The sequence below is a fragment of the Comamonas sp. MYb21 genome, assembly GCF_037479395.1.
Lineage (GTDB): Bacteria > Pseudomonadota > Gammaproteobacteria > Burkholderiales > Burkholderiaceae_C > Comamonas.
This window is the reverse complement of the sequence record NZ_JBBGZC010000002.1, coordinates 298,757-316,990: the sequence shown is the minus strand read 5'-3', so window position 1 is coordinate 316,990 and position 18,234 is coordinate 298,757. Positions and strand designations below refer to the sequence as shown.

The window sequence follows — 18,234 nt, the reverse complement described above, 5'->3', positions numbered from 1 at the left end:
CCCGATGCTGCAATGCAGCAGCACTGTCCCGGCAAACTGTACCTGTCTAGAAGGGTACAGTTTAGGTAGATTGGTGGCCCTGCGTTTCGCATTCCTCAAAAAATCACCAGGAGACACCAATGGCCACCGATTCCCGTCTGCCGCAGTTCCGCGCCCTCAGCCCCGCCCAGCGCTGGGATGTCATCGCCAAGGCCTGCCAGCTGAGCGACGAAGACCGCGCGCTGCTGACCCAGCCAGGGGCCCTGCCCACGCATGTGGCTGACGGCATGATCGAAAACGTGATCGGCACCTTTGAGCTGCCGATGGGCGTGGCCGGCAACTTCCAGGTCAATGGCCGCGATGTGCTGGTGCCGTTGGCGGTCGAGGAGCCCTCGATCATCGCGGCGGCCTCGTACATGGCCAAGCTGGCACGCGAGGACGGGGGGTTTCAGACCTCCAGCACCCAGCCGCTGATGCGCGCCCAGGTGCAGATTGTCGGCATCCAGGACCCCTATGGCGTGCGGCTGGCGCTGTACCAGGCGCGCGAGCAGATCCTGGCGCTGGCCAACAGCCGCGACAAGGTGCTGATTGGCCTGGGCGGCGGCTGCAAGGACATCGAGGTGCATGTCTTCCCCGACTCGACCCGGGGCCCCATGGTGGTCATGCACCTGATCGTCGATGTGCGCGATGCGATGGGCGCCAACACCGTCAACACCATGGCCGAATCGGTCTCGCCGCTGGTCGAGCAGATCACCGGCGGCGCGGTGCGGCTGCGCATTCTGTCCAACCTGGCCGATCTGCGCCTGGCCCGCGCCCGCGTGCGCCTGACGCCCAAGACGCTGGCAACAGCCGAGCGCAGCGGCGAAGAAATCATCGAAGGCGTGCTCGACGCCTACACCTTTGCCGCCATCGACCCCTACCGCGCGGCCACCCACAACAAGGGCATCATGAATGGCATCGACCCGGTCATCGTCGCCACCGGCAACGACTGGCGCGCGGTAGAGGCCGGCGCCCATGCCTATGCCAGCCGCAACGGGCGCTACACCTCGCTCACCACCTGGGAGAAAGACGGCAGCGGCGCGCTGGTCGGCACCATCGAGCTGCCGATGCCCGTGGGCCTGGTGGGCGGCGCGACCAAGACGCATCCGCTGGCGCGCCTGGCGCTGAAGATCATGGACGTGAAATCGGCCCAGGAGCTGGGCGAGATTGCCGCGGCCGTCGGCTTGGCGCAAAACCTGGGCGCGCTGCGGGCGCTGGCCACCGAAGGCATCCAGCGCGGCCACATGGCCTTGCATGCCCGCAATATCGCGTTGGTGGCCGGGGCCGTGGGTGCGGAGGTCGACCAGGTCGCCAAGCGCCTGGCCGCCGAGCACGATGTGCGCACCGACCGCGCGCTGGAAGTACTGGCCGAGCTGCGCGCGCGCTGAACCTGATCCAGCGGGGGCCCGCCGGTCACCAAGTTGACTGTGGCCGCCCCGCTGGCATGCCTGGCGCAAAGGGCTTGCGGTACGCTGGGAACCCTTGCTTATTTGTGCATATCGCCAGGAGATTTCCATGTCATCGCAAACAGCCCAGCCGGTCGTCGGCCTGATCGGGGTCGGCCTGATGGGCCACGGCATCGCCCGCAATGTCGCCGCCAAAGGCTTTCAACTCTATGTGCTGGAGCACCCCGGCAACCAGCCATTGACCGAACTGCTGAGCCTGGGCACGCGCACCTGCCAAAGCCCGGCCGAGCTGGCCAGCCACTGCGATGTGGTCATCCTCTGCGTGACGGGCTCGCCCCAGGTCGAAGCGGTGCTGACCGGCGAGCAAGGCCTGCTGTCGGCGCTGCGCTCCGGCACCGTGGTGATCGATTGCTCGACAGCCGTGCCCGCATCGACCGTGCGCATGGCCCAGGCCGTGCAGGCTGCGGGCGGCAAGTTCATCGATGCGCCTATGACCAAGACCTCCAAGCAGGCGCATGACGGCCAGCTCAATTTGCTGGTCGGTGGTGATGCGGCCGTGCTGGCCCAGGTGCAACCGGTGCTGGCCACCTTCACCAGCCAGGTCACCCATGTGGGCGCGCTGGGCGACGGCCACCGCATGAAGCTGCTGCACAACTTTGTCTCCGTGGGCCAGATGAGCCTGCTGGCCGAGGCCACGGCCTGCGCGCGCAAACAGGGCATGGACATGCAGGCCTTCCACAGCGTGCTGGCGGCTGGCGGCGGCGCAGGTGTGGCGCTGGACCGTCTGCAGTCCTATATCCTGGCCGATGACCCCTCGGGCATCGCGTTCTCGATCTCCAACGCCGCCAAGGATTTGAGCTACTACGCCACGATGGCCCATGATGCGCAGGCGCCCAGCCTGATTGCCGATGCGGCTGCGACCACCTTGCAGGACCAGGTCCAGGCCCGGCATGGCGATGCCATGCTGCCGGCCTTGATCGGCTTGCTGGCCAAGTCCTGATTATTCAGCGCGGGGCTCGCGTCCCATCAGCGCCTGCACCACATCGGGGGCGGACAGGCTGCCGTCGAGCAAGGCCACGACGGCGGCCGTGATCGGCATCTCCACGCCCAGCTTCTGGGCGCGCTGCAGCACCGTGCGGGCGCTGTAGACGCCTTCGGCCACATGGCCGAGTGACTGCACCGCCTGCTCCAGGCTCTGGCCCTGCGCCAGCAAGAGGCCGATCTTGCGGTTGCGCGACAGGTCGCCGGTCGCCGTCAGCACCAGATCGCCCAGGCCCGACAGCCCCATGAAGGTATCGGTCTGCGCGCCCAGCGCCACGCCCAGGCGCGTCATCTCGGCCAGGCCGCGTGTTACCAGCGCCGCGCGGGCATTCAGCCCCAGGTGCAGGCCATCGCAGAGGCCCGTGGCAATGGCCAGCACGTTCTTGACGGCGCCACCCACCTCCACCCCGCTGATGTCCTCATTGGCATAGACGCGCAGGTTGTCGCCATGGAAGGCCGCCACCAGCGCATCGCGCACATCGCCATGGCGGCTGGCGGCCACCAAGGCGGTGGGCTGGTGCTGGGCCACTTCCTGCGCAAAGCTCGGGCCGCTCAGCACGCCGGCATGCAGCGCCGGCGCCACCTGGGCGCAGACCTCGTTGCCCAGCAGCCCATGGCTGCCGGCAGCGGCATCGGCCGGCACGGCTTCAAAACCCTTGCTGAGCCAGGCCACCGGCACCTGGCAGTCGCGCAGCATGGTGAGGCCACTGCGCAGCGCTGCCATTGGCGTGCCCAGCACGATCAACTCAGACTGGGCCACCAGGGGCTGCAGATCGCCGCTGGTCACCTCCAAGGCATCGGGTAAGCGGATGCCTGGCAAATAGCGCTGGTTCTCACGGCTGGTTTGCAGCTGGCCCGCCTGCTGGGCATCGCGCGCCCACAGCTGCACGCGGTGGCGTGCGGCCGCATGCATGGCCAAAGCCGTTCCCCAGGCACCGGCGCCAATCACCAAGATCTTCATAGCCACAATCCCTTCTCACATCAACTCAAACGGCGGCGCTGCCTGCAGCTGCTTGCCCAGCAGATACAACAAAGGCCTTGCAACCGAGACTGCAAGGCCCTTGCGTTGGCAGCAAGCGATTACTGGGCCAGTGCGGCACCTGCGCCAGCGCCATTGGCCTGGGCTTGTTGCTGTTCGTACATGGCTTGGAAGTTGATTTCCGCCAGGTGCACAGGCGGGAAGCCGGCGCGGGTCACGATGTCGGCCACGTTGCCGCGCAGGTAAGGGTAGACGATCTGTGGGCAAGCCACGCCGATCACGGCACCCATCTGGTCGTCAGGGATGCCACGGATCTCGAAAATACCGGCTTGCTTGGCTTCCACCAGGAACACGGTCTTGTCTTCGATCTTGGTCTGCACGGTGGCGGTGACCGCCACTTCGAAAATGCCATCGGCCACCGGGGTGGCTTCCACGCCCAGCTGGATGTCCACGCTCGGCTGGGTTTGCTCCAGCAAGATGGCTGGCGAGTTGGGCTGCTCCAGCGATGCGTCCTTCAGGTACACGCGTTGAATTTGGAACACGGGATTTTCTTGATCCGCCATGGTTGTCTGTCTTTCGCTAGAAAAAGGAATGGAGTGCAGCTGCGATGCCGCCCGGTGTGCGCGCCCCTCGCATGCAGCCTGCCATTATGCAATGGCAAAGTGTCAGCAAGGAAAAGCCCGGGCGCCCGCTCGCCTTCAGGGGAAAGCGCGCGGCTCAGGCTTGGAGCAAGGGGGTCAGCTCACCGCGCTGGTCCAGCGCAATCAGGTCATCGCAGCCGCCGACATGGGTGTCACCAATGAAGATCTGCGGCACGGTGCGGCGGCCGGTGGTCTCCATCATCACCGCGCGCTGGGCCGGATCGGTGTCGATGCGGATTTCTTCAATCTGCTCCACGCCTTTGGCTTTGAGCACTTGCTTGGCGCGAATGCAGTAGGGGCAGACGGCGGTGGTATACATCTTTACAGCTTGCATCGGAGTGTCCTGCGGCGGCGGCCTGCACAAGGCCGCCGCTCTGTAGTGGGTGTCTAAAGCCAGTATCTGGGGCCGTAAGCCCCAAGAATCAAGCCTTCTTGAGCGGCATGCTGGCAGCGCGCCAGCCCTTCATGCCACCGGCCAGGGCCTGCACATTGGTGTAGCCCAGCTTCTTGGCCACGGCCACGGCACGCTGCGAGCGCTGGCCCTGTGCGCACACGAGGATCAGCGGCAAGGCCTTGTTCTTGACGACGGAGGGCAGCTGCGCTTCGAGCTGGTCCAGCGGCACATTCTTGGCATTGGCGATATGGCCGGCGCCGAATTCCTGCGCGTCCGACACATCCACCACCACGGCTTTTTCGCGGTTGATCAGTGCCACGGCGTTGGCGGGGCTGAGCGTGCCGCCGCCCATGTTCTTCATGGCGGGCATCATCAGCATCGCGCCCGAGCCCAGTACCAGCACGATCAGATACCAGTTGTCGATCAGAAAGTTCACACAAGTCCCTTGTCAAAAAATGCTCAAACAGCCGCACATTCTAAAAGGGCCACCATGCCGCTGCGCGGCAAAAGCCTTTAGCAGCCCCCCCCAACGCGCACCAGGCGCCGCTTGGCAAGCTCTGCAAGCGCCCTGGGATTTAAGCCTGCCTCTACAATCGGCGCCATTGTGAATGCGGCGGGCTACCCCGGGCCCCAAGCGCCTCCCGCCAGCGACACGCACCGATTTTTGACTATCGCACGAGGATTGCATGTACAAGCTTGTCCTGATTCGCCATGGTGAATCGACCTGGAACCTGGAAAACCGCTTCACCGGCTGGACAGATGTGGACCTGACCGACACCGGCGTGGCGCAAGCCAAGCAGGCCGGCCAGCTGCTCAAGGCCGAGGGCTATGACTTCGATGTCGCCTATACCAGCGTGCTCAAGCGCGCCATCCGCACCCTGTGGCACACCTTGGACGAGATGGACCGCACCTGGTTGCCGGTGCAAAAGTGCTGGCAGCTCAACGAGCGCCACTATGGCGCGCTGCAAGGCCTCAACAAGGCCGAAACCGCCAAGAAGTTTGGCGATGAGCAGGTGCTGGTCTGGCGCCGCAGCTATGACACGCCGCCACCGGCGCTGGAATCCGGCGACCCACGCTGCGAGAAGACCGACCGCCGCTACGCCGGCGCTGCCGACCAGGTGCCGCTGACCGAATGCCTCAAGGACACCGTCGAGCGCGTCGTGCCCTTCTGGAACGAAGCGATTGCCCCCGCCATCCAGCGCGGCGAGCGTGTGGTGATTGCCGCCCACGGCAACTCCATCCGCGCGCTGATCAAGTACCTCGATGGCGTCTCCGACAGCGACATCGTGAACCTGAACATCCCCAACGGCATCCCGCTGGTCTATGAGCTGGACGCCAACCTGAAGCCACTGCGCCACTACTACCTGGGTGACGCCGAAGCCGCTGCCAAGGCCGCTGCGGCCGTTGCCTCGCAAGGCAAGGCCTAAAACCACGGGCTGCCCGCCACCCACGGGCGGCCCTGCAAGCCCTAACGGGAACTACTGCCTGCGCCCGGAGTCCGAGCGAGGCAGCCCCGGGCTGTAGGCAAGGCAGGGGGCGCCTCGCCAGCCTGGCAAAAGCCAGCGCCATTCGGCCAGAGCTGGTGCCTGCCCGGACCGGAAGGCGGAGCGAAACGATCGCTGTCAGCCGCCGCCGCATGCCAGCGCCAGTGGGCAGCTACCGAAAGTAAATACTTGTCTTAGCACCCGAAAACGGCTGCTGCGCTGCACCAGTGCAGGCGCTTGGGTGTATATTGGCACGCTATAGAAAGTTGTGAGCATATGGGCCAAAAATTGAAGATTGCCGGTTGGGTTTCACTGGGCGTGGTCGCCGGCGCGCTCACCACTGTGTCTTTGCAGACGGTCGCAAGGGGCGTGATGTCCCCCATGCCGCTGGAAGAAATCCAACAGCTGTCGGCCGTGTTCGGCCTGATCAAGACCGACTATGTCGAGCCGGCCGATGACAAAAAGCTGATCACCGATGCCATCTCCGGCATGGTCTCCGGGCTCGATCCCCACTCGCAGTACTTCGACAAGAAGTCCTTCCGCGAGTTTCAGGAAGGCACCAGCGGCAAGTTCGTCGGTGTCGGCATCGAGATCACCCAGGAAGACGGCCTGATCCGCATCGTCTCGCCCATCGAAGGCTCACCCGCTGACCTGGCCGGCCTCAAGACCAATGACCTGATCACCAAGATCGATGACACGGCGGTCAAGGGCCTGTCGCTCAACGATGCCGTCAAGCGCATGCGCGGCGAGCCCAACACCAAGGTGGTGCTGACGATTCTGCGCAAGGACGAGAGCCGCAGCTTCCCCGTCACGATCACCCGTACCGAGATCAAGACCCAGTCCGTCAAGGCCAAGATGGTCGAGCCGGGCTACGGCTGGGTGCGCGTCTCACAGTTCCAGGAACGCACCGTCGACGACTTTGTGCGCAAGGTCGATGACCTGTACAAGCAGGACCCGAACCTGAAGGGCCTGGTGCTGGATCTGCGCAATGACCCCGGTGGCCTCCTGGATGCGGCCGTCGCCATCTCGGCCGCGTTCCTGCAGCCGAATGTGACCGTGGTGACCACCGACGGCCAACTGGCCGAGAGCAAGGCGATCTTCCGCGCCTCGCCCGAGTTCTACGCGCGCCGCGGCAGCGATCCGATCAAGTCGCTGCCCGCTGCCATCAAGAACATTCCGCTGGTGGTGCTGGTCAACGAAGGCTCGGCATCGGCCTCCGAGATCGTCTCGGGCGCACTGCAGGACCACAAGCGCGCCACCATCATGGGCGCCCAGACCTTTGGCAAGGGCTCGGTGCAGACCGTGCGCCCCCTGGGCCCGGACACCGGTATCAAGCTGACCACGGCGCGCTACTACACGCCAAGCGGCAAGTCGATCCAGGCCAAGGGCATCGTGCCCGACATCATGGTCGACGAGTCGGCCGAAGGCGATCTGTTCGCTGCGCTGCGCACCCGCGAAGCGGATCTGGAAAAGCACCTCTCCAGCGGTCAAGGCCCCGAAGTCAAGGACGAAGCCCGCGAGAAAGCCCGTGAAGCGGCGCTCAAGCGCCTGGACGAAGAGAGCAAGAAGCCCGCCTCCGAGCGCCGTCCGCCCGAGTTCGGCTCGGACAAGGACTTCCAGCTGCAGCAGGCCTTGCACCAGCTCAAGGGCGAGCCCGTACAGGTCAGCCAGACCAAGACCGAGCGCCCTGCCGAGAAAAAGGACGAGGAAAAGACCAGCACGAGCGACAAGCCCGCAGAGTCGACCACGGACGACACCAAGCTGCCGCCCGCGACAGAGCCCAAGAAGTAAAGCCCCAGCATCCAGCCTTTTCGAGGCTGCGTCACAAGGCCGCAAGCAGAGTTCCTGCTGCGGCCTTTGTTTTTTTCCGACAATAGGCCCATGAACGACGAGCAACTATTGCGCTACTCCCGCCATATCTTTCTGGACGAGATCGGCATCGAAGGCCAGGAGGCCATCCTCGCCGCCCATGCGGTGGTGATTGGCGCAGGCGGCCTGGGCAGCCCGGCTGCGATGTACCTGGCCTCGGCCGGCGTGGGCCACATCACCCTGGTCGATGACGATACGGTGGACCTGACCAATCTGCAGCGCCAGATTGCCCATACGACCGAGCGCGTGGGCCAGGCCAAGGTCAGCTCCTGTGCGGCCAGCCTGCAGGCGATCAATCCGCATGTACAGGTTCATACCGTGCAGGAACGCGTCGATGCCAAGCGGCTGCAGGCGCTGGTGGCCGATGCCACGGTGGTGCTGGACTGCACCGACAACTACCGCACGCGCCAGGCCATCAATGCCGCCTGCGTGGCGCTGGCCAAGCCCTTGGTGAGCGGCGCAGCCATCCGCTTTGATGGCCAGATCAGCGTGTTTGACCGACGCCGTGAAGGCGCTGCCTGCTATGCCTGCCTGTTCTCGCCCGAGGAACAGTTCGAGGAAGCGAGCTGCTCGACCATGGGGGTATTTGCCCCCTTGGTGGGCATCATCGGTACCATGCAGGCTGCAGAGGCGCTCAAGCTCATTGCCGGCATTGGCCGCAGTCTTGACGGCCGGCTGATGATGCTCGAGCTCAAGGACATGGAATGGAGCACGATGCGGATCAGCCGCAACCCCCAGTGCCCCGTCTGCGGCCAGCAACACGCTTGATACAGAGGCGCTCAAGCTCATTGCCGGCATTGGCCGCAGCCTCGACGGCTGGCTGATGATGCTCAAGCTCACGGACATGGAATGGAGCACGACCGGCCAGCAACACTCTTGATTTAGTGCATTGTTATTTGTTTTTTATATAGAATAATAGATAAAAAATACACCTACGAGGTCTTGTCCTACTTACGCCATCCTTTCAGACCGACGGCGTGCGCATGGCTTGTTGCTATCATTGTTACGGTAAGACACACCCGTGTAGCCGTATATGCATCGCCGTTTGAAAACTTATCTGGTTGAAGACAACAAGACCATCCGCGACAACCTGATAGCCACGTTGGAAGACCTGGCCCAGGTGGAAACCGTGGGGCATGCCAGCACCGAATCTGACGCTACCAGCTGGCTCAGCAATCCTTCGACGGACTGGGATCTGGCGGTGGTCGACATCTTCCTGCTCGAAGGCAGCGGCTTGGGCGTGCTGGAAAAGCTCCAGGAACGCGCGCCGCACCAGCATCTGGTCATTCTCAGCAACTACGCCACGCCGAGCATGCGCGAGCGCTGCGCCCAGCTGGGCGCCAACCGGGTGTTCGACAAGTCCGAAGACATCGACGCGCTGATCGACTACTGCGTGGAGCGCACATCACAGCTGCAGTGAGCGCCCCCATGTTGCCCCGCAGGCAACCACAAAAAAGCGGCCCGGGTAGGCCGCTGGTTTTGCAGAGGTTCGCTCGCTCAGTCAATCAAGCCATTTTTCAGCGCGTAGTAGGTCAGGTCGCTGTTCGATGCCAGGCCCATCTTTTCCATCAAACGCGTACGGTAGGTGCTCACGGTCTTGACGCTGAGCGACAGCTGGTCGGCGATATTGCCGGCCGTCTCGCCCTTGGCCAGCTTCAAAAACACCTGAAATTCGCGCTCCGAGAGCTGCTCGTGCGGCGGTGCGTCTTCCTTGCGGTGCAGCTGCTGGGCCAGCAGATCGGCCACGGCCGGCGTCAGGTAGCGCTTGCCCAGCGAGATGGTGCGCAGCGCCTCGACAATCTCGGACGGGTCGCATTCCTTGTTCAGGTAGCCGCTGGCGCCCTGGCGGATCAGGTTGATCGCGTAATGGGCCTCGGGGTAGCCGCTCAGGATCAGAATGCCCATATCGGGCGCCTTGGCACGCAGCATGGCCAGCGCATCGATGCCGCTTTGGCCGGGCATGGACAGGTCCATGATCAGCACGTCGATCTCTTCCTTGCGCACCAGGTCGATGGCTTCACGGCCGTTGGCCGCCTCCCCCACGACGCGCAGGTCGACATGCTCGGCCAGAAATTGCTTGAGGCCCGAGCGCACAATCGCGTGGTCATCGACGATACCAACTTTAATCATATATCCCCTCATGCAGCGCAAACTGCAGCACCGGCCCAATGCAGGCGCTGCCCGAAGTTTGCTCTATTATCACTCGCATAAACCAAATACCATCAAAAAAGGAAGCTCCATGCGTTGGTCTCGCTTGCGCAAATGGGCCATCAGTTTGCCAGCCGCCTTTTTGGCCGCTGCCGTGCTGATCGGCATCAACGAAGCTGGTTACTACCGCTCGCACGATTCGCTGCAGAACCTCACGGTCACCTACCAGACCCGCACCACCTTGGACAAGCTGATGCAGCAGGTCGTGGATGCGGAAACCCATGCGCGCGGCTATCTGCTGAGCGGCGAGGACAGCAATCTGTCGGCCTACCAGCAGGCCTGCACCAACGTCAACAACGCCGTCGATGAGCTGCGTGCCATCTACAGCGTCTTCCCCGAAGACCTGCAGACCTCGTCGATGCTCGGCCGTGAAGTGGCCAAGCGCCTGAGCCAGATGGACACCAGCATTGCACTGCGCCGCCAGGGCCTCGATGAGGCCTGGCGTTTCCTGGTCAAAAGCCCGGAAGCCAAGGCCACGATGGAGAACATGCGCAGGCTCAGCAACGAGCTGGTGATCCACAGCAACGAGCGGCGCATGCACAACGAGGCCGAGATTCTCAAGTCCCTGACCCTCGCGCGCCTGGGCATTGCCATCGTCAGCATCGTGGGCCTGCTCGCGTTCTATCTCTACCTGCGCCAGTCCAACCGCCTCACTGGCCTGATGCTGCGCGAGCAGCGCATGCTGGAAGACGAGCGCGACCAGCTCGAAAAGCAGGTGCGCCAGCGCACCGCCACCTTGGGCGAGCTGGCCACCCACTTGCAGCAGGTGCGCGAAGACGAACGCGCCCACCTGGCGCGCGAATTGCACGACGAGCTGGGCGCCTTGCTGACCACGGCCAAGCTCGATGTGGCACGGCTCAAATCCAAGATCGACATGGCTGCACCCGATGTACAGGAGCGCATCAAGCACCTGATCGAGACGCTCAACAGCGGCATCGCGCTCAAGCGCCGCATCATCGAAAACCTGCGCCCCTCGTCGCTGTCCAACCTGGGCCTGACGGCCTCGCTGGAGATCCTGGCCAAGGAGTTTTCCGAAAGCAGCAATGTGGCCGTCGAGCTGAGTCTGGAGCAGATCAATGTGCCCGAGGCGATGCAGCTGAGCATCTACCGCCTGATCCAGGAGTCGCTCACCAATATCGGCAAGTACGCGCAGGCGCGCAATGTGCTCATCAGCCTGCAAAGCCACCCCAAGCATGTGTTCGTGCAGGTGCGCGATGACGGCGTCGGCTTCAACCCCAGCCAGGCCCATCCGAACTCGCACGGCCTGGCCGGCATGCGCCACCGCATTGAGGCGAGCGGCGGGCGGCTGCACATCGCCTCTGCCCCGCAGCAAGGCACCACCATCTCGGCCAATCTGCCGCAGAACTAAAGGGGCGCAGGCTGCGCTCCGCAGCCTCTCTGCCCACCCCTCCCCTCCCACACAGCAAGCACCCCAGGCAGCGCGCAAAACTTCGCGCGCTGCACTTGCTGCGCGCCTGTCAAACAGCGCCTCAGCCCCTGCGCATCAGCGCATCGCGGGAGCTGTCCTACACCTGTTCTTCGCACCTACTGGCAAGGCTGCATGCGGGCAGCGGCCAGAATGCAGTCATTGCTCGCACCTTCTTGCACAGCAAACAACATGAGGAGAAAAATATGCTGCATTACGCTGTTGTCTTCCTGGTCATCGCACTGATTGCCGCCGTCTTCGGCTTCGGTGGTATCGCGGCCAGTGCGGTCGGCATTGCCAAGATCCTGTTTGTGATTTTTATCGTGCTGGCTGTCGCATCGTTCCTGATGGGATTGTTGAAGAAGTAGCACTTTGACAACCCTTGAACCTGTGCTCACCACACGATACATTTATCTGGTACGCGCAGGTCAACGTACACTGCAAGATCTTCATTGAACATCATAGAAAGAGGCTATTTCATGGATACCGAAAAAATTGCCAAGGACGCTGTGGACAAAGTGGAAGACACCGCCAACGACGTGCTCGATGGCGCTGAAAAGGCGGTGGGCCACACGCGCCGTGCCGTGAAGTCTGCGGCCAACAAGGCCGAGCGTGCCATCGATGAATACGGCCATGAAAAGAACCATTCCATCGATCACATTGCCTCCCGTGCACAGGACTGGGCTGAGCGCGGCATTGGCCTGGCGGCTGACTCTTCGCACCGTGCCCGTGAGCAGTTCTACCGTGCCCAGGAGCGTGCCAACGAGTACGTCTCCGACCAACCGGGCAAGTCGATGGCGATTGCGATGGCAGCAGGTGCCGCCTTGGCAACCCTGGTCATCATGGCAACCCGCCGTCGCGACTGATTTTCAAGCATCTATCGGCATACAACGGATAAGTGCGGTGCAGATGCCGATCGATTTTCAAGCACCCTAACAACACTTTGCGAGGAAACAAAAATGAAACTCTCCCGTACTATCGCTATCGCTGCTTTTGCTGGTGCAACCCTGGTGATGGCCACTGGCTGCTCCGTGGCTCGCAAGCAAGAAACCGTGGGTGAATACATCGATGGCTCCGCTGTGACCACCGCTGTCAAGGCCAAGCTGGCTGAAGACAAGGAAACCTCGGCCAGCTCCATCAATGTCAAGACCATGGACGGCGGCATTGTTCAGCTGTCCGGTTTTGCCAAGTCGCAAATGGAAAAGGACCGTGCCGGTCAGATCGCTCGCGGCGTCAAGGGCGTGACCGAAGTGCGCAACAGCCTGATCGTCAAGCAATAAGCTGCGCGAGCCTGACTCACCAAAAACCAGCTGGTGCATGCCAGCTGGTTTTTTTTCGTCCCTGAAAGCAGGCCTCGTCCGACCTGGGAGCCATGGTCAATTGCGCAGCGATGCGTTAAGCTTGATTGATGCGTCTTTTCCACTGCGACCAATGCGGTCACCTGGTTTTTTTTGAGAGCGTGCACTGCGTCAATTGCGGCGCCACGCTCGCCTACCTGCCCGACTGCGACGACGTCGGGGCCATGGCAGCAGTGAAGGCGGACGGTATAGCACCTGCGGCCGGCGAGCCAGCCCCCTTGTGGCAACGCATTCCCTCCAAGGCGACCTACAGCAGCCAGTGCTACCGCATGTGCGCCAACCGCGACCAGTACCAGGCCTGCAATTTTGCGATTCCGGCCGGCGAGTCCAACCACCTTTGCAGCTCTTGCCGCCAGACACTGGTGCTGCCCGATCTCTCGGTCGCGGGCAACACCTTGCGCTGGCAAAAGCTGGAGAGCGCCAAGCGGCGCCTCTACGTTACGTTGGCGCGCCTGGGGCTGCACCCCGATCAGCCGAGCTGGACGCCCCACTACCAGTTCCTCGCCGATGTGCCCGACCAGCCGGTGATCACCGGCCATGCCGATGGGCTCATCACCATCAACATCGCAGAGGCCGACGATGACGAGCGCGTGCGCCGCCGTGTAGCCCTGCACGAGCCCTACCGCACCTTGCTGGGCCATCTGCGCCATGAGTCGGGCCATTTCTTCTGGGACAAGCTGGTGCGCGATGGCGGCGAGCTCGACAGCTTTCGCCAGCTCTTTGGCGATGAGCGCCAAAGCTATGCGCAGGCGCTGCAAGACTACTATGCCAACCCGCCGGGTTACTCGCAGTGGAGTGCGCAATTCGTCAGCGCCTATGCGAGCGCGCACCCCTGGGAAGACTGGGCCGAATCCTGGGCCCACTATCTGCATATGGTCGACATGCTGGAAACTGCAGCCAGCTACCAAACCGATCTGACGATGGCCGAAGGCCGCCCCTCGGTCACCATCAGCGACCCCTTTGTCCGGCCGCCTCCGCGCTTTGAAGACATGGTCGCACAGTGGGTGCCGGTGACCTTGCTGCTCAACAGCCTCAACCGCAGTTTGGGCCAGCAGGATGCCTACCCATTTGCGCTATCGGCCGGGGCGCTGCAAAAGCTGCGCTATGTACATGACATCGTGCGGCGGCCCCACCCGCTCGAGAGTGGCCGCCCACCGGTGATGCACCAGCACTGAGCGGCTGCGCGCCGACATCAGGCCTCTTCGGCCCGGCGCTGCGCCACCTTGCGCTGCAGCTCCTGCGCGACATAGGGCGAGACAAACTTGTCGACCTCGCCGCTGAGCATCGCGATCTCGCGCACAAAGGTGCTGCTGATGAACTGGTAGCGGGTGCTGGGCGTCAGGAACACGGCTTCCACATCGGGCATCAGCGAGCGGTTCATGCCAGCGAGCTGGAACTCGTAGTCAAAGTCGGTGACCGCACGCAGACCACGCACAATCGCATTGCCGCCTTGCGCGACAACAAAATCACGCAGCAGGCCCGAATAGCTCTCGACCCGCACGCTGGGGTAGTGCTTGACCGCTTCGCGCGCCATGTCCATGCGCTCCTTGAGCGAGAACATGGTCTTTTTGTGGTGGCCTTCGGCCACGGCCACAATCACATTGCCAAACAACTGGTAAGCCCTGCGCACCACGTCTTCGTGGCCCAGGGTCATGGGATCAAAGGTGCCTGGGTAGATGGCCAGTGTCATGTCTGTCTCCTGCAAAGCATCATCGTTGTGCCAGTCTCCTGGCGCATTGCAGCGCAGCATAAACCATTTCTGCCACCACCCCGCCAGCGGGAAGGCATTCCCGTTCAGTCGGCTGCGGCCTCCGCCTTCTTGAGCAAGTGCGCATGCACGGCGCCCGCCTTCAGGTAGCGGTGGCGCACCAGGCCCAGCTCGGCCAGGGCCTCGTCGCTCCAGGCTTCGGGCGCTTCGAGGTAGATAAAGCCCTGCGCCGTCACCGCCGCCTGCGCCGCCTTGAGCGCTGGCACAAACAGCTGGCCGGAGAACGGCGGGTCCAGAAAGACCAGGTCCCAGTGCGCGGTGTAGGCCTGCAGCGCAGCCAGCGCATCGCCCCGGCTCACCTCCACCTGCGTGGCACCCAGCTTCTGCGCCAGCTGCTTGATCTGCGCGGCCAGCTGCACATCGGACTCGACCATGCGCACCTGGGTCGCGTTGCGCGATGCGGCCTCCAGCCCCAGCGCACCGGTACCGGCAAAGGCATCAAGGCAGCGCCAGCCGGCCAGGTCCTGGCCCAGCCAGTTGAACAAGGTCTCGCGCACCCGGTCGGGCGTGGGCCGCAGATCGGGGCGGGTCAGCACCGCCAGCTTGGTGCGGCGCCACTGGCCGCCAATGATGCGGATCTCGCCGGCAGCGGACGCTGCCACGCGGGCGGCATTGCCGGTGTTGCCGGTCGTGCCGCGCTTGCGGGCGGGCGCCGCGTCAGGCACGGCCTCGGCCGCAGCGGCTGCTTTTTGCACCAGGGCGCGCAACGCGCCCTCGCTTTTGATGGCACTGCGTCCCATTATGGTTTTGCTCCCAAGACCACGGTCACTTGCTTGTCGGGCTGCACCATGCGCGCCATGGCCTTGCGCACATCGTCGGCGCTGAGGGCTTCGACCCGGTCCGTCCAGTGGTCCAGGTAGTCCAGCGGCAGGCCATTCCAGGCGATATTGGTCACATTGCCCAAGAGTTTGGCGTTGCTGTCCACGCGCAGCGCAAAGCCGCCAATCAGGTTGTCCTTGGCATCGCGCAGCTCCTCGGCGGTGGGGCCCTTGGCGATGAAATCGCTCAGCACCTCGCGCGTCACCTTGAGCGCCTCGGCTGCCTGGTCAGGCCGGGTCTGCAAACCGATCTGGAACGCGCCCGCATCCAGCCCCGGGTTGAACGACGAGTACACGCCATACACCAGGCCGCGCTTTTCACGCACCTCTTCCATCAGGCGCGACGCGAATCCGCCGCCGCCCAGAATATGGTTGCCCACCAGCACGGCCAGAAAATCCGGATCGGCGCGGCGGATGCCGGGCTGGCCCAGCAGCACCTGGGCCTGGGCCGAGTCAAACGCGATCTGGATGTCATCGGCCTTGGCCAGCGGCTGCACGGCCGGCACCTCGGAGGGCGCCGCGCACTGCGCCTTGGGCGTGGCCGGCACCTGGGCCAGCAGGCGCTTGACCAGTGCATCGGCCTGGGCCTTGTCCAGCGCGCCCACCAGCGTCACCTTGGCGCGGCAGGCATCGACCGAGCGCGCCAGGTACTGCTGCATCAGCGCCGGGCTGATCCGGGCCAGGGTTTCTTCGGTGGCACGCTGCCCGTAAGGGTGGCTGCCAAACACGGCCTGGTTGAAGGCGCGGCCCGCCACCACCGCTGGGCGCGTATTGCCCTCCTTGATCGCGGCATTCCAGCGCTCGCGCTCGCGTTGCCAGACGGCATCGTCATAGCTGGGCTGGGCCATCTGGCGCGCCGCCAGGTCAGCGGCGCGGCCCAGCAGGCTGCTATCGGTCAGCGAGCGCAACGAAAAGGTCAGCGCATCGCTGCTGGCACCAGCACCAAAGCTGGCACCCAGATCGGCCCAGGCTTCGCCAACGGCGTTTTCGTCGAGCGCAGGCGCACTGCCCTGGGCCTTGACGCCCTTGGAGGCCATCATGGCCGCCGCACTGGCCAGGCCTGCCTGGTCCGCCGGGTCGCGCCGGCTGCCGGCATCAAAGTTCAGTTGCACATCCACCATCGGGATCGTGGGGCTGTTGACCAGCCAGACCTGGGCGCCGCTGTCCTGCGTCCAATGCTCGATGGGCAGCAAGGCCCAGGCCGAATGGGAGGCCAGCAAGGCGGCTGCGCCGCCGACCAGTGTTTTGCAAAAAGAGGTTCGCATGGGTATCTCTGCTAGCCAGGGCCCGCTGCCATCTGCGGCAGGCCCTGGTAAAAACAATCGTTGGCGGGTGCGCCAAGCCGCGCATCCGCCGCGAGGTGGTGCTCAGTGCACCGCCCCGTCCTTGGTCGCGGCACCGCTGCGCTTTTGCGCGGCGCGGTCGGCATCGGTCAGCGGCTGGGGCACCAGGGTCGCCACCGTCATCTGGTCATCGCCAAAATAGCGCGCAGCCACCGACTGCACCTGCGCGGCCGTCACCGTTTTCATCAGCGCCAGCAGCTTGTCGTTGGCATCGAGTGGCAAGCCCAGCACCCAGTTGGAGCCCAGGTCATTGGCCTGGCCAAAGACCGAGTCACGCTCATAGACGGTAGAGGCCTGCCACTGCGTGCGCACCCGCTCCAGTTCGGCCTCGCCCACGCCTTCCTTGGCCACGCGCGCCACCTCGGCACGCAAGGCCGCCTCGACCTCCTTGGCGGTCTTGCCTTGCGACGGCACACCGCCCAGCAAGAAGGTCGATGGCCCCCGGTTGACCACGCTGGCACCGCTGAAGGTGGCATCGGCCACGCGGCCGGGGCCCTGGGTCAGCTGGCGGTCCAGGCGCGCGCCGTCATAGCCACTGAGCACAGAGCCCAGCATCAACAGCGCCATCGCATCCTTGTCGCTGTCCTTGGGCTCGACCAGGTTGCGCAGGTCGGGCACCTTGAAGCTCATCACCACATAGGCCTGCTCGGCAGGCGCCTTGTAGTCGAGCCGGCGCTCGCCCTTTTGCAGCGGCTCGGGCCGGGGCTTGCGCTCGGGCAAGGCGCGCGCTGGAATGCTGCCGTAGTATTTCTCGGCCAGCTCGCGCACCTTGTCCACATCCACATCGCCAGCGACCACCACCACGGCGTTCTCCGGCACATACCAGGCCTTGTGGAAGGCACGGGCGTCATCGGGGTGCATGGAGTCGAGGTCGCCCATCCAGCCAATCACCGGGCGGTGGTAGGGCGAGGCCTGCCAGGTCGCGGCATTGAGCTGCTCCATCAGGCTGGCGCGCGGGTTGTCATCGGTGCGCATGCGCCGCTCTTCCTTGATGACCTCGATCTCTTTCTTGAACTCGCTGTCGGGCCACTGGTTGTTGGCAAAGCGGTCCGACTCCAGGCGCATCACCTCTTCGAGCTTGCCCGAAGGAATTTGCTGGTAGTAGCCGGTGTAGTCGCGGTTGGTAAAGGCATTGTCCTGCCCGCCGAGCGCTGCGACCTTGCGCGAGAAATCGCCGGGCGCCACAGTGGCCGTACCCTTGAACATCATGTGCTCGAGCGCATGGGCCAGGCCCGAGCGGCCGTCGACCTCGTCCATCGAGCCCACGCGCACCCAGACCATGTGCACCGCCGTGGGCGCGCGCTTGTCAGGCTGTACGATCAGGCCCATGCCATTGGACAGTTGGAACTGCTGGGCACCAGCAGAATTGGAGGCGATGGCAGTGGTGGGCACAGGCGATGCAGCCCAGGCTGGAGAAGCCCCAGCGCCCAGGGAGGCCATCAAGGCCAGCAAAATGGTGGAACGTTTCATAAAATAGGCTG

Annotated in this window: 20 protein-coding genes; 11 read left to right on the top strand and 9 right to left on the bottom strand. The window is 64.0% G+C overall.

The annotated features are described in order from the left end of the window. Positions 1-119: 119 nt before the first annotated feature. Together WH367_RS04360 and WH367_RS04355 are read left to right on the top strand one after the other, a co-directional pair. Entirely contained in the window at positions 120-1,406 is a 1,287-nt protein-coding gene (locus tag WH367_RS04360; RefSeq protein WP_339534428.1) for a hydroxymethylglutaryl-CoA reductase, degradative, read from the top strand. Between the two features lie 127 nt (positions 1,407-1,533). Then, entirely contained in the window at positions 1,534-2,424 is an 891-nt protein-coding gene (locus WH367_RS04355) for an NAD(P)-dependent oxidoreductase (protein ID WP_339534427.1), read from the top strand. Here WH367_RS04355 and WH367_RS04350 read toward each other — a convergent pair whose 3' ends face one another. From WH367_RS04350 to WH367_RS04335, 4 genes are all read right to left on the bottom strand, one after another. Further along, positions 2,425-3,426, bottom strand: a complete 1,002-nt coding sequence (locus WH367_RS04350; RefSeq protein WP_339534426.1) for an NAD(P)H-dependent glycerol-3-phosphate dehydrogenase — start codon at positions 3,424-3,426, stop codon at positions 2,425-2,427. 119 nt (positions 3,427-3,545) lie between these two features. Then, complete coding sequence (gene secB, locus WH367_RS04345) at positions 3,546-4,007, bottom strand: protein-export chaperone SecB (protein WP_116924716.1); 462 nt, start codon at positions 4,005-4,007, stop codon at positions 3,546-3,548. Between the two features lie 154 nt (positions 4,008-4,161). Further along, positions 4,162-4,419, bottom strand: a complete 258-nt coding sequence (grxC, locus tag WH367_RS04340; RefSeq protein WP_339534424.1) for a glutaredoxin 3 — start codon at positions 4,417-4,419, stop codon at positions 4,162-4,164. Between the two features lie 88 nt (positions 4,420-4,507). Next, positions 4,508-4,915 (bottom strand): rhodanese-like domain-containing protein, encoded by a 408-nt coding sequence (locus tag WH367_RS04335; protein WP_116924714.1) that lies wholly within the window; start codon positions 4,913-4,915, stop codon positions 4,508-4,510. Between the two features lie 250 nt (positions 4,916-5,165). Here WH367_RS04335 and gpmA point away from each other — a divergent pair, with 250 nt between their 5' ends. From gpmA to WH367_RS04315, 4 genes are all read left to right on the top strand, one after another. After that, positions 5,166-5,906, top strand: coding sequence for a 2,3-diphosphoglycerate-dependent phosphoglycerate mutase (gene gpmA, locus WH367_RS04330; protein ID WP_021026238.1), 741 nt, complete (start codon positions 5,166-5,168; stop codon positions 5,904-5,906). 333 nt (positions 5,907-6,239) lie between these two features. Continuing rightward, on the top strand, positions 6,240-7,754 hold the full coding sequence (locus WH367_RS04325) for a S41 family peptidase (RefSeq protein ID WP_339517374.1): 1,515 nt from the start codon (positions 6,240-6,242) through the stop codon (positions 7,752-7,754). Positions 7,755-7,844: 90 nt separating this feature from the next. Beyond that, on the top strand, positions 7,845-8,600 hold the full coding sequence (locus WH367_RS04320; RefSeq protein WP_021026240.1) for a HesA/MoeB/ThiF family protein: 756 nt from the start codon (positions 7,845-7,847) through the stop codon (positions 8,598-8,600). A 265-nt stretch (positions 8,601-8,865) separates the two neighbouring features. Then, positions 8,866-9,252, top strand: coding sequence for a response regulator (locus WH367_RS04315; protein ID WP_021026241.1), 387 nt, complete (start codon positions 8,866-8,868; stop codon positions 9,250-9,252). Positions 9,253-9,329: 77 nt separating this feature from the next. On the opposite strand, the gene WH367_RS04310 is transcribed toward WH367_RS04315, so the two are convergent. Continuing rightward, complete coding sequence (locus WH367_RS04310; protein WP_021026242.1) at positions 9,330-9,962, bottom strand: response regulator; 633 nt, start codon at positions 9,960-9,962, stop codon at positions 9,330-9,332. 109 nt (positions 9,963-10,071) lie between these two features. Between WH367_RS04310 and WH367_RS04305 the strand changes: the two genes are divergently transcribed. The 5 genes from WH367_RS04305 (at position 10,072) to WH367_RS04285 (ending at position 13,999) form a co-directional block, all read left to right on the top strand. After that, on the top strand, positions 10,072-11,409 hold the full coding sequence (locus tag WH367_RS04305; RefSeq protein WP_027010752.1) for a sensor histidine kinase: 1,338 nt from the start codon (positions 10,072-10,074) through the stop codon (positions 11,407-11,409). Between the two features lie 263 nt (positions 11,410-11,672). Then, the gene (locus WH367_RS04300) at positions 11,673-11,834 is read left to right on the top strand and encodes a DUF1328 domain-containing protein (protein ID WP_021026244.1); all 162 of its coding nucleotides are present in this window, start codon (positions 11,673-11,675) and stop codon (positions 11,832-11,834) included. Positions 11,835-11,945: 111 nt separating this feature from the next. Next, the gene (locus WH367_RS04295) at positions 11,946-12,332 is read left to right on the top strand and encodes a hypothetical protein (RefSeq protein ID WP_021026245.1); all 387 of its coding nucleotides are present in this window, start codon (positions 11,946-11,948) and stop codon (positions 12,330-12,332) included. Positions 12,333-12,425: 93 nt separating this feature from the next. Next, positions 12,426-12,746 carry a BON domain-containing protein gene (locus WH367_RS04290; protein ID WP_116924709.1) on the top strand — a complete coding sequence of 107 codons (321 nt, stop codon included), beginning with the start codon at positions 12,426-12,428 and terminating at the stop codon, positions 12,744-12,746. Positions 12,747-12,874: 128 nt separating this feature from the next. Next, complete coding sequence (locus tag WH367_RS04285) at positions 12,875-13,999, top strand: zinc-binding metallopeptidase family protein (protein ID WP_339534421.1); 1,125 nt, start codon at positions 12,875-12,877, stop codon at positions 13,997-13,999. Positions 14,000-14,016: 17 nt separating this feature from the next. Here WH367_RS04285 and coaD read toward each other — a convergent pair whose 3' ends face one another. The 4 genes from coaD to WH367_RS04265 all read right to left on the bottom strand — a co-directional run bounded on the left by coaD (position 14,017) and on the right by WH367_RS04265 (position 18,223). Continuing rightward, positions 14,017-14,514 carry a pantetheine-phosphate adenylyltransferase gene (gene coaD / locus WH367_RS04280; protein ID WP_043339436.1) on the bottom strand — a complete coding sequence of 166 codons (498 nt, stop codon included), beginning with the start codon at positions 14,512-14,514 and terminating at the stop codon, positions 14,017-14,019. A 104-nt stretch (positions 14,515-14,618) separates the two neighbouring features. Further along, positions 14,619-15,332 (bottom strand): 16S rRNA (guanine(966)-N(2))-methyltransferase RsmD, encoded by a 714-nt coding sequence (rsmD, locus tag WH367_RS04275; protein WP_339534419.1) that lies wholly within the window; start codon positions 15,330-15,332, stop codon positions 14,619-14,621. Continuing rightward, positions 15,332-16,675, bottom strand: coding sequence for a M16 family metallopeptidase (locus WH367_RS04270; RefSeq protein ID WP_052329884.1), 1,344 nt, complete (start codon positions 16,673-16,675; stop codon positions 15,332-15,334). The genes rsmD and WH367_RS04270 overlap by 1 nt, the downstream gene beginning before the upstream one ends. Before the next feature lie 102 nt (positions 16,676-16,777). Beyond that, entirely contained in the window at positions 16,778-18,223 is a 1,446-nt protein-coding gene (locus tag WH367_RS04265; protein WP_021026251.1) for a M16 family metallopeptidase, read from the bottom strand. Positions 18,224-18,234: the final 11 nt, after the last annotated feature.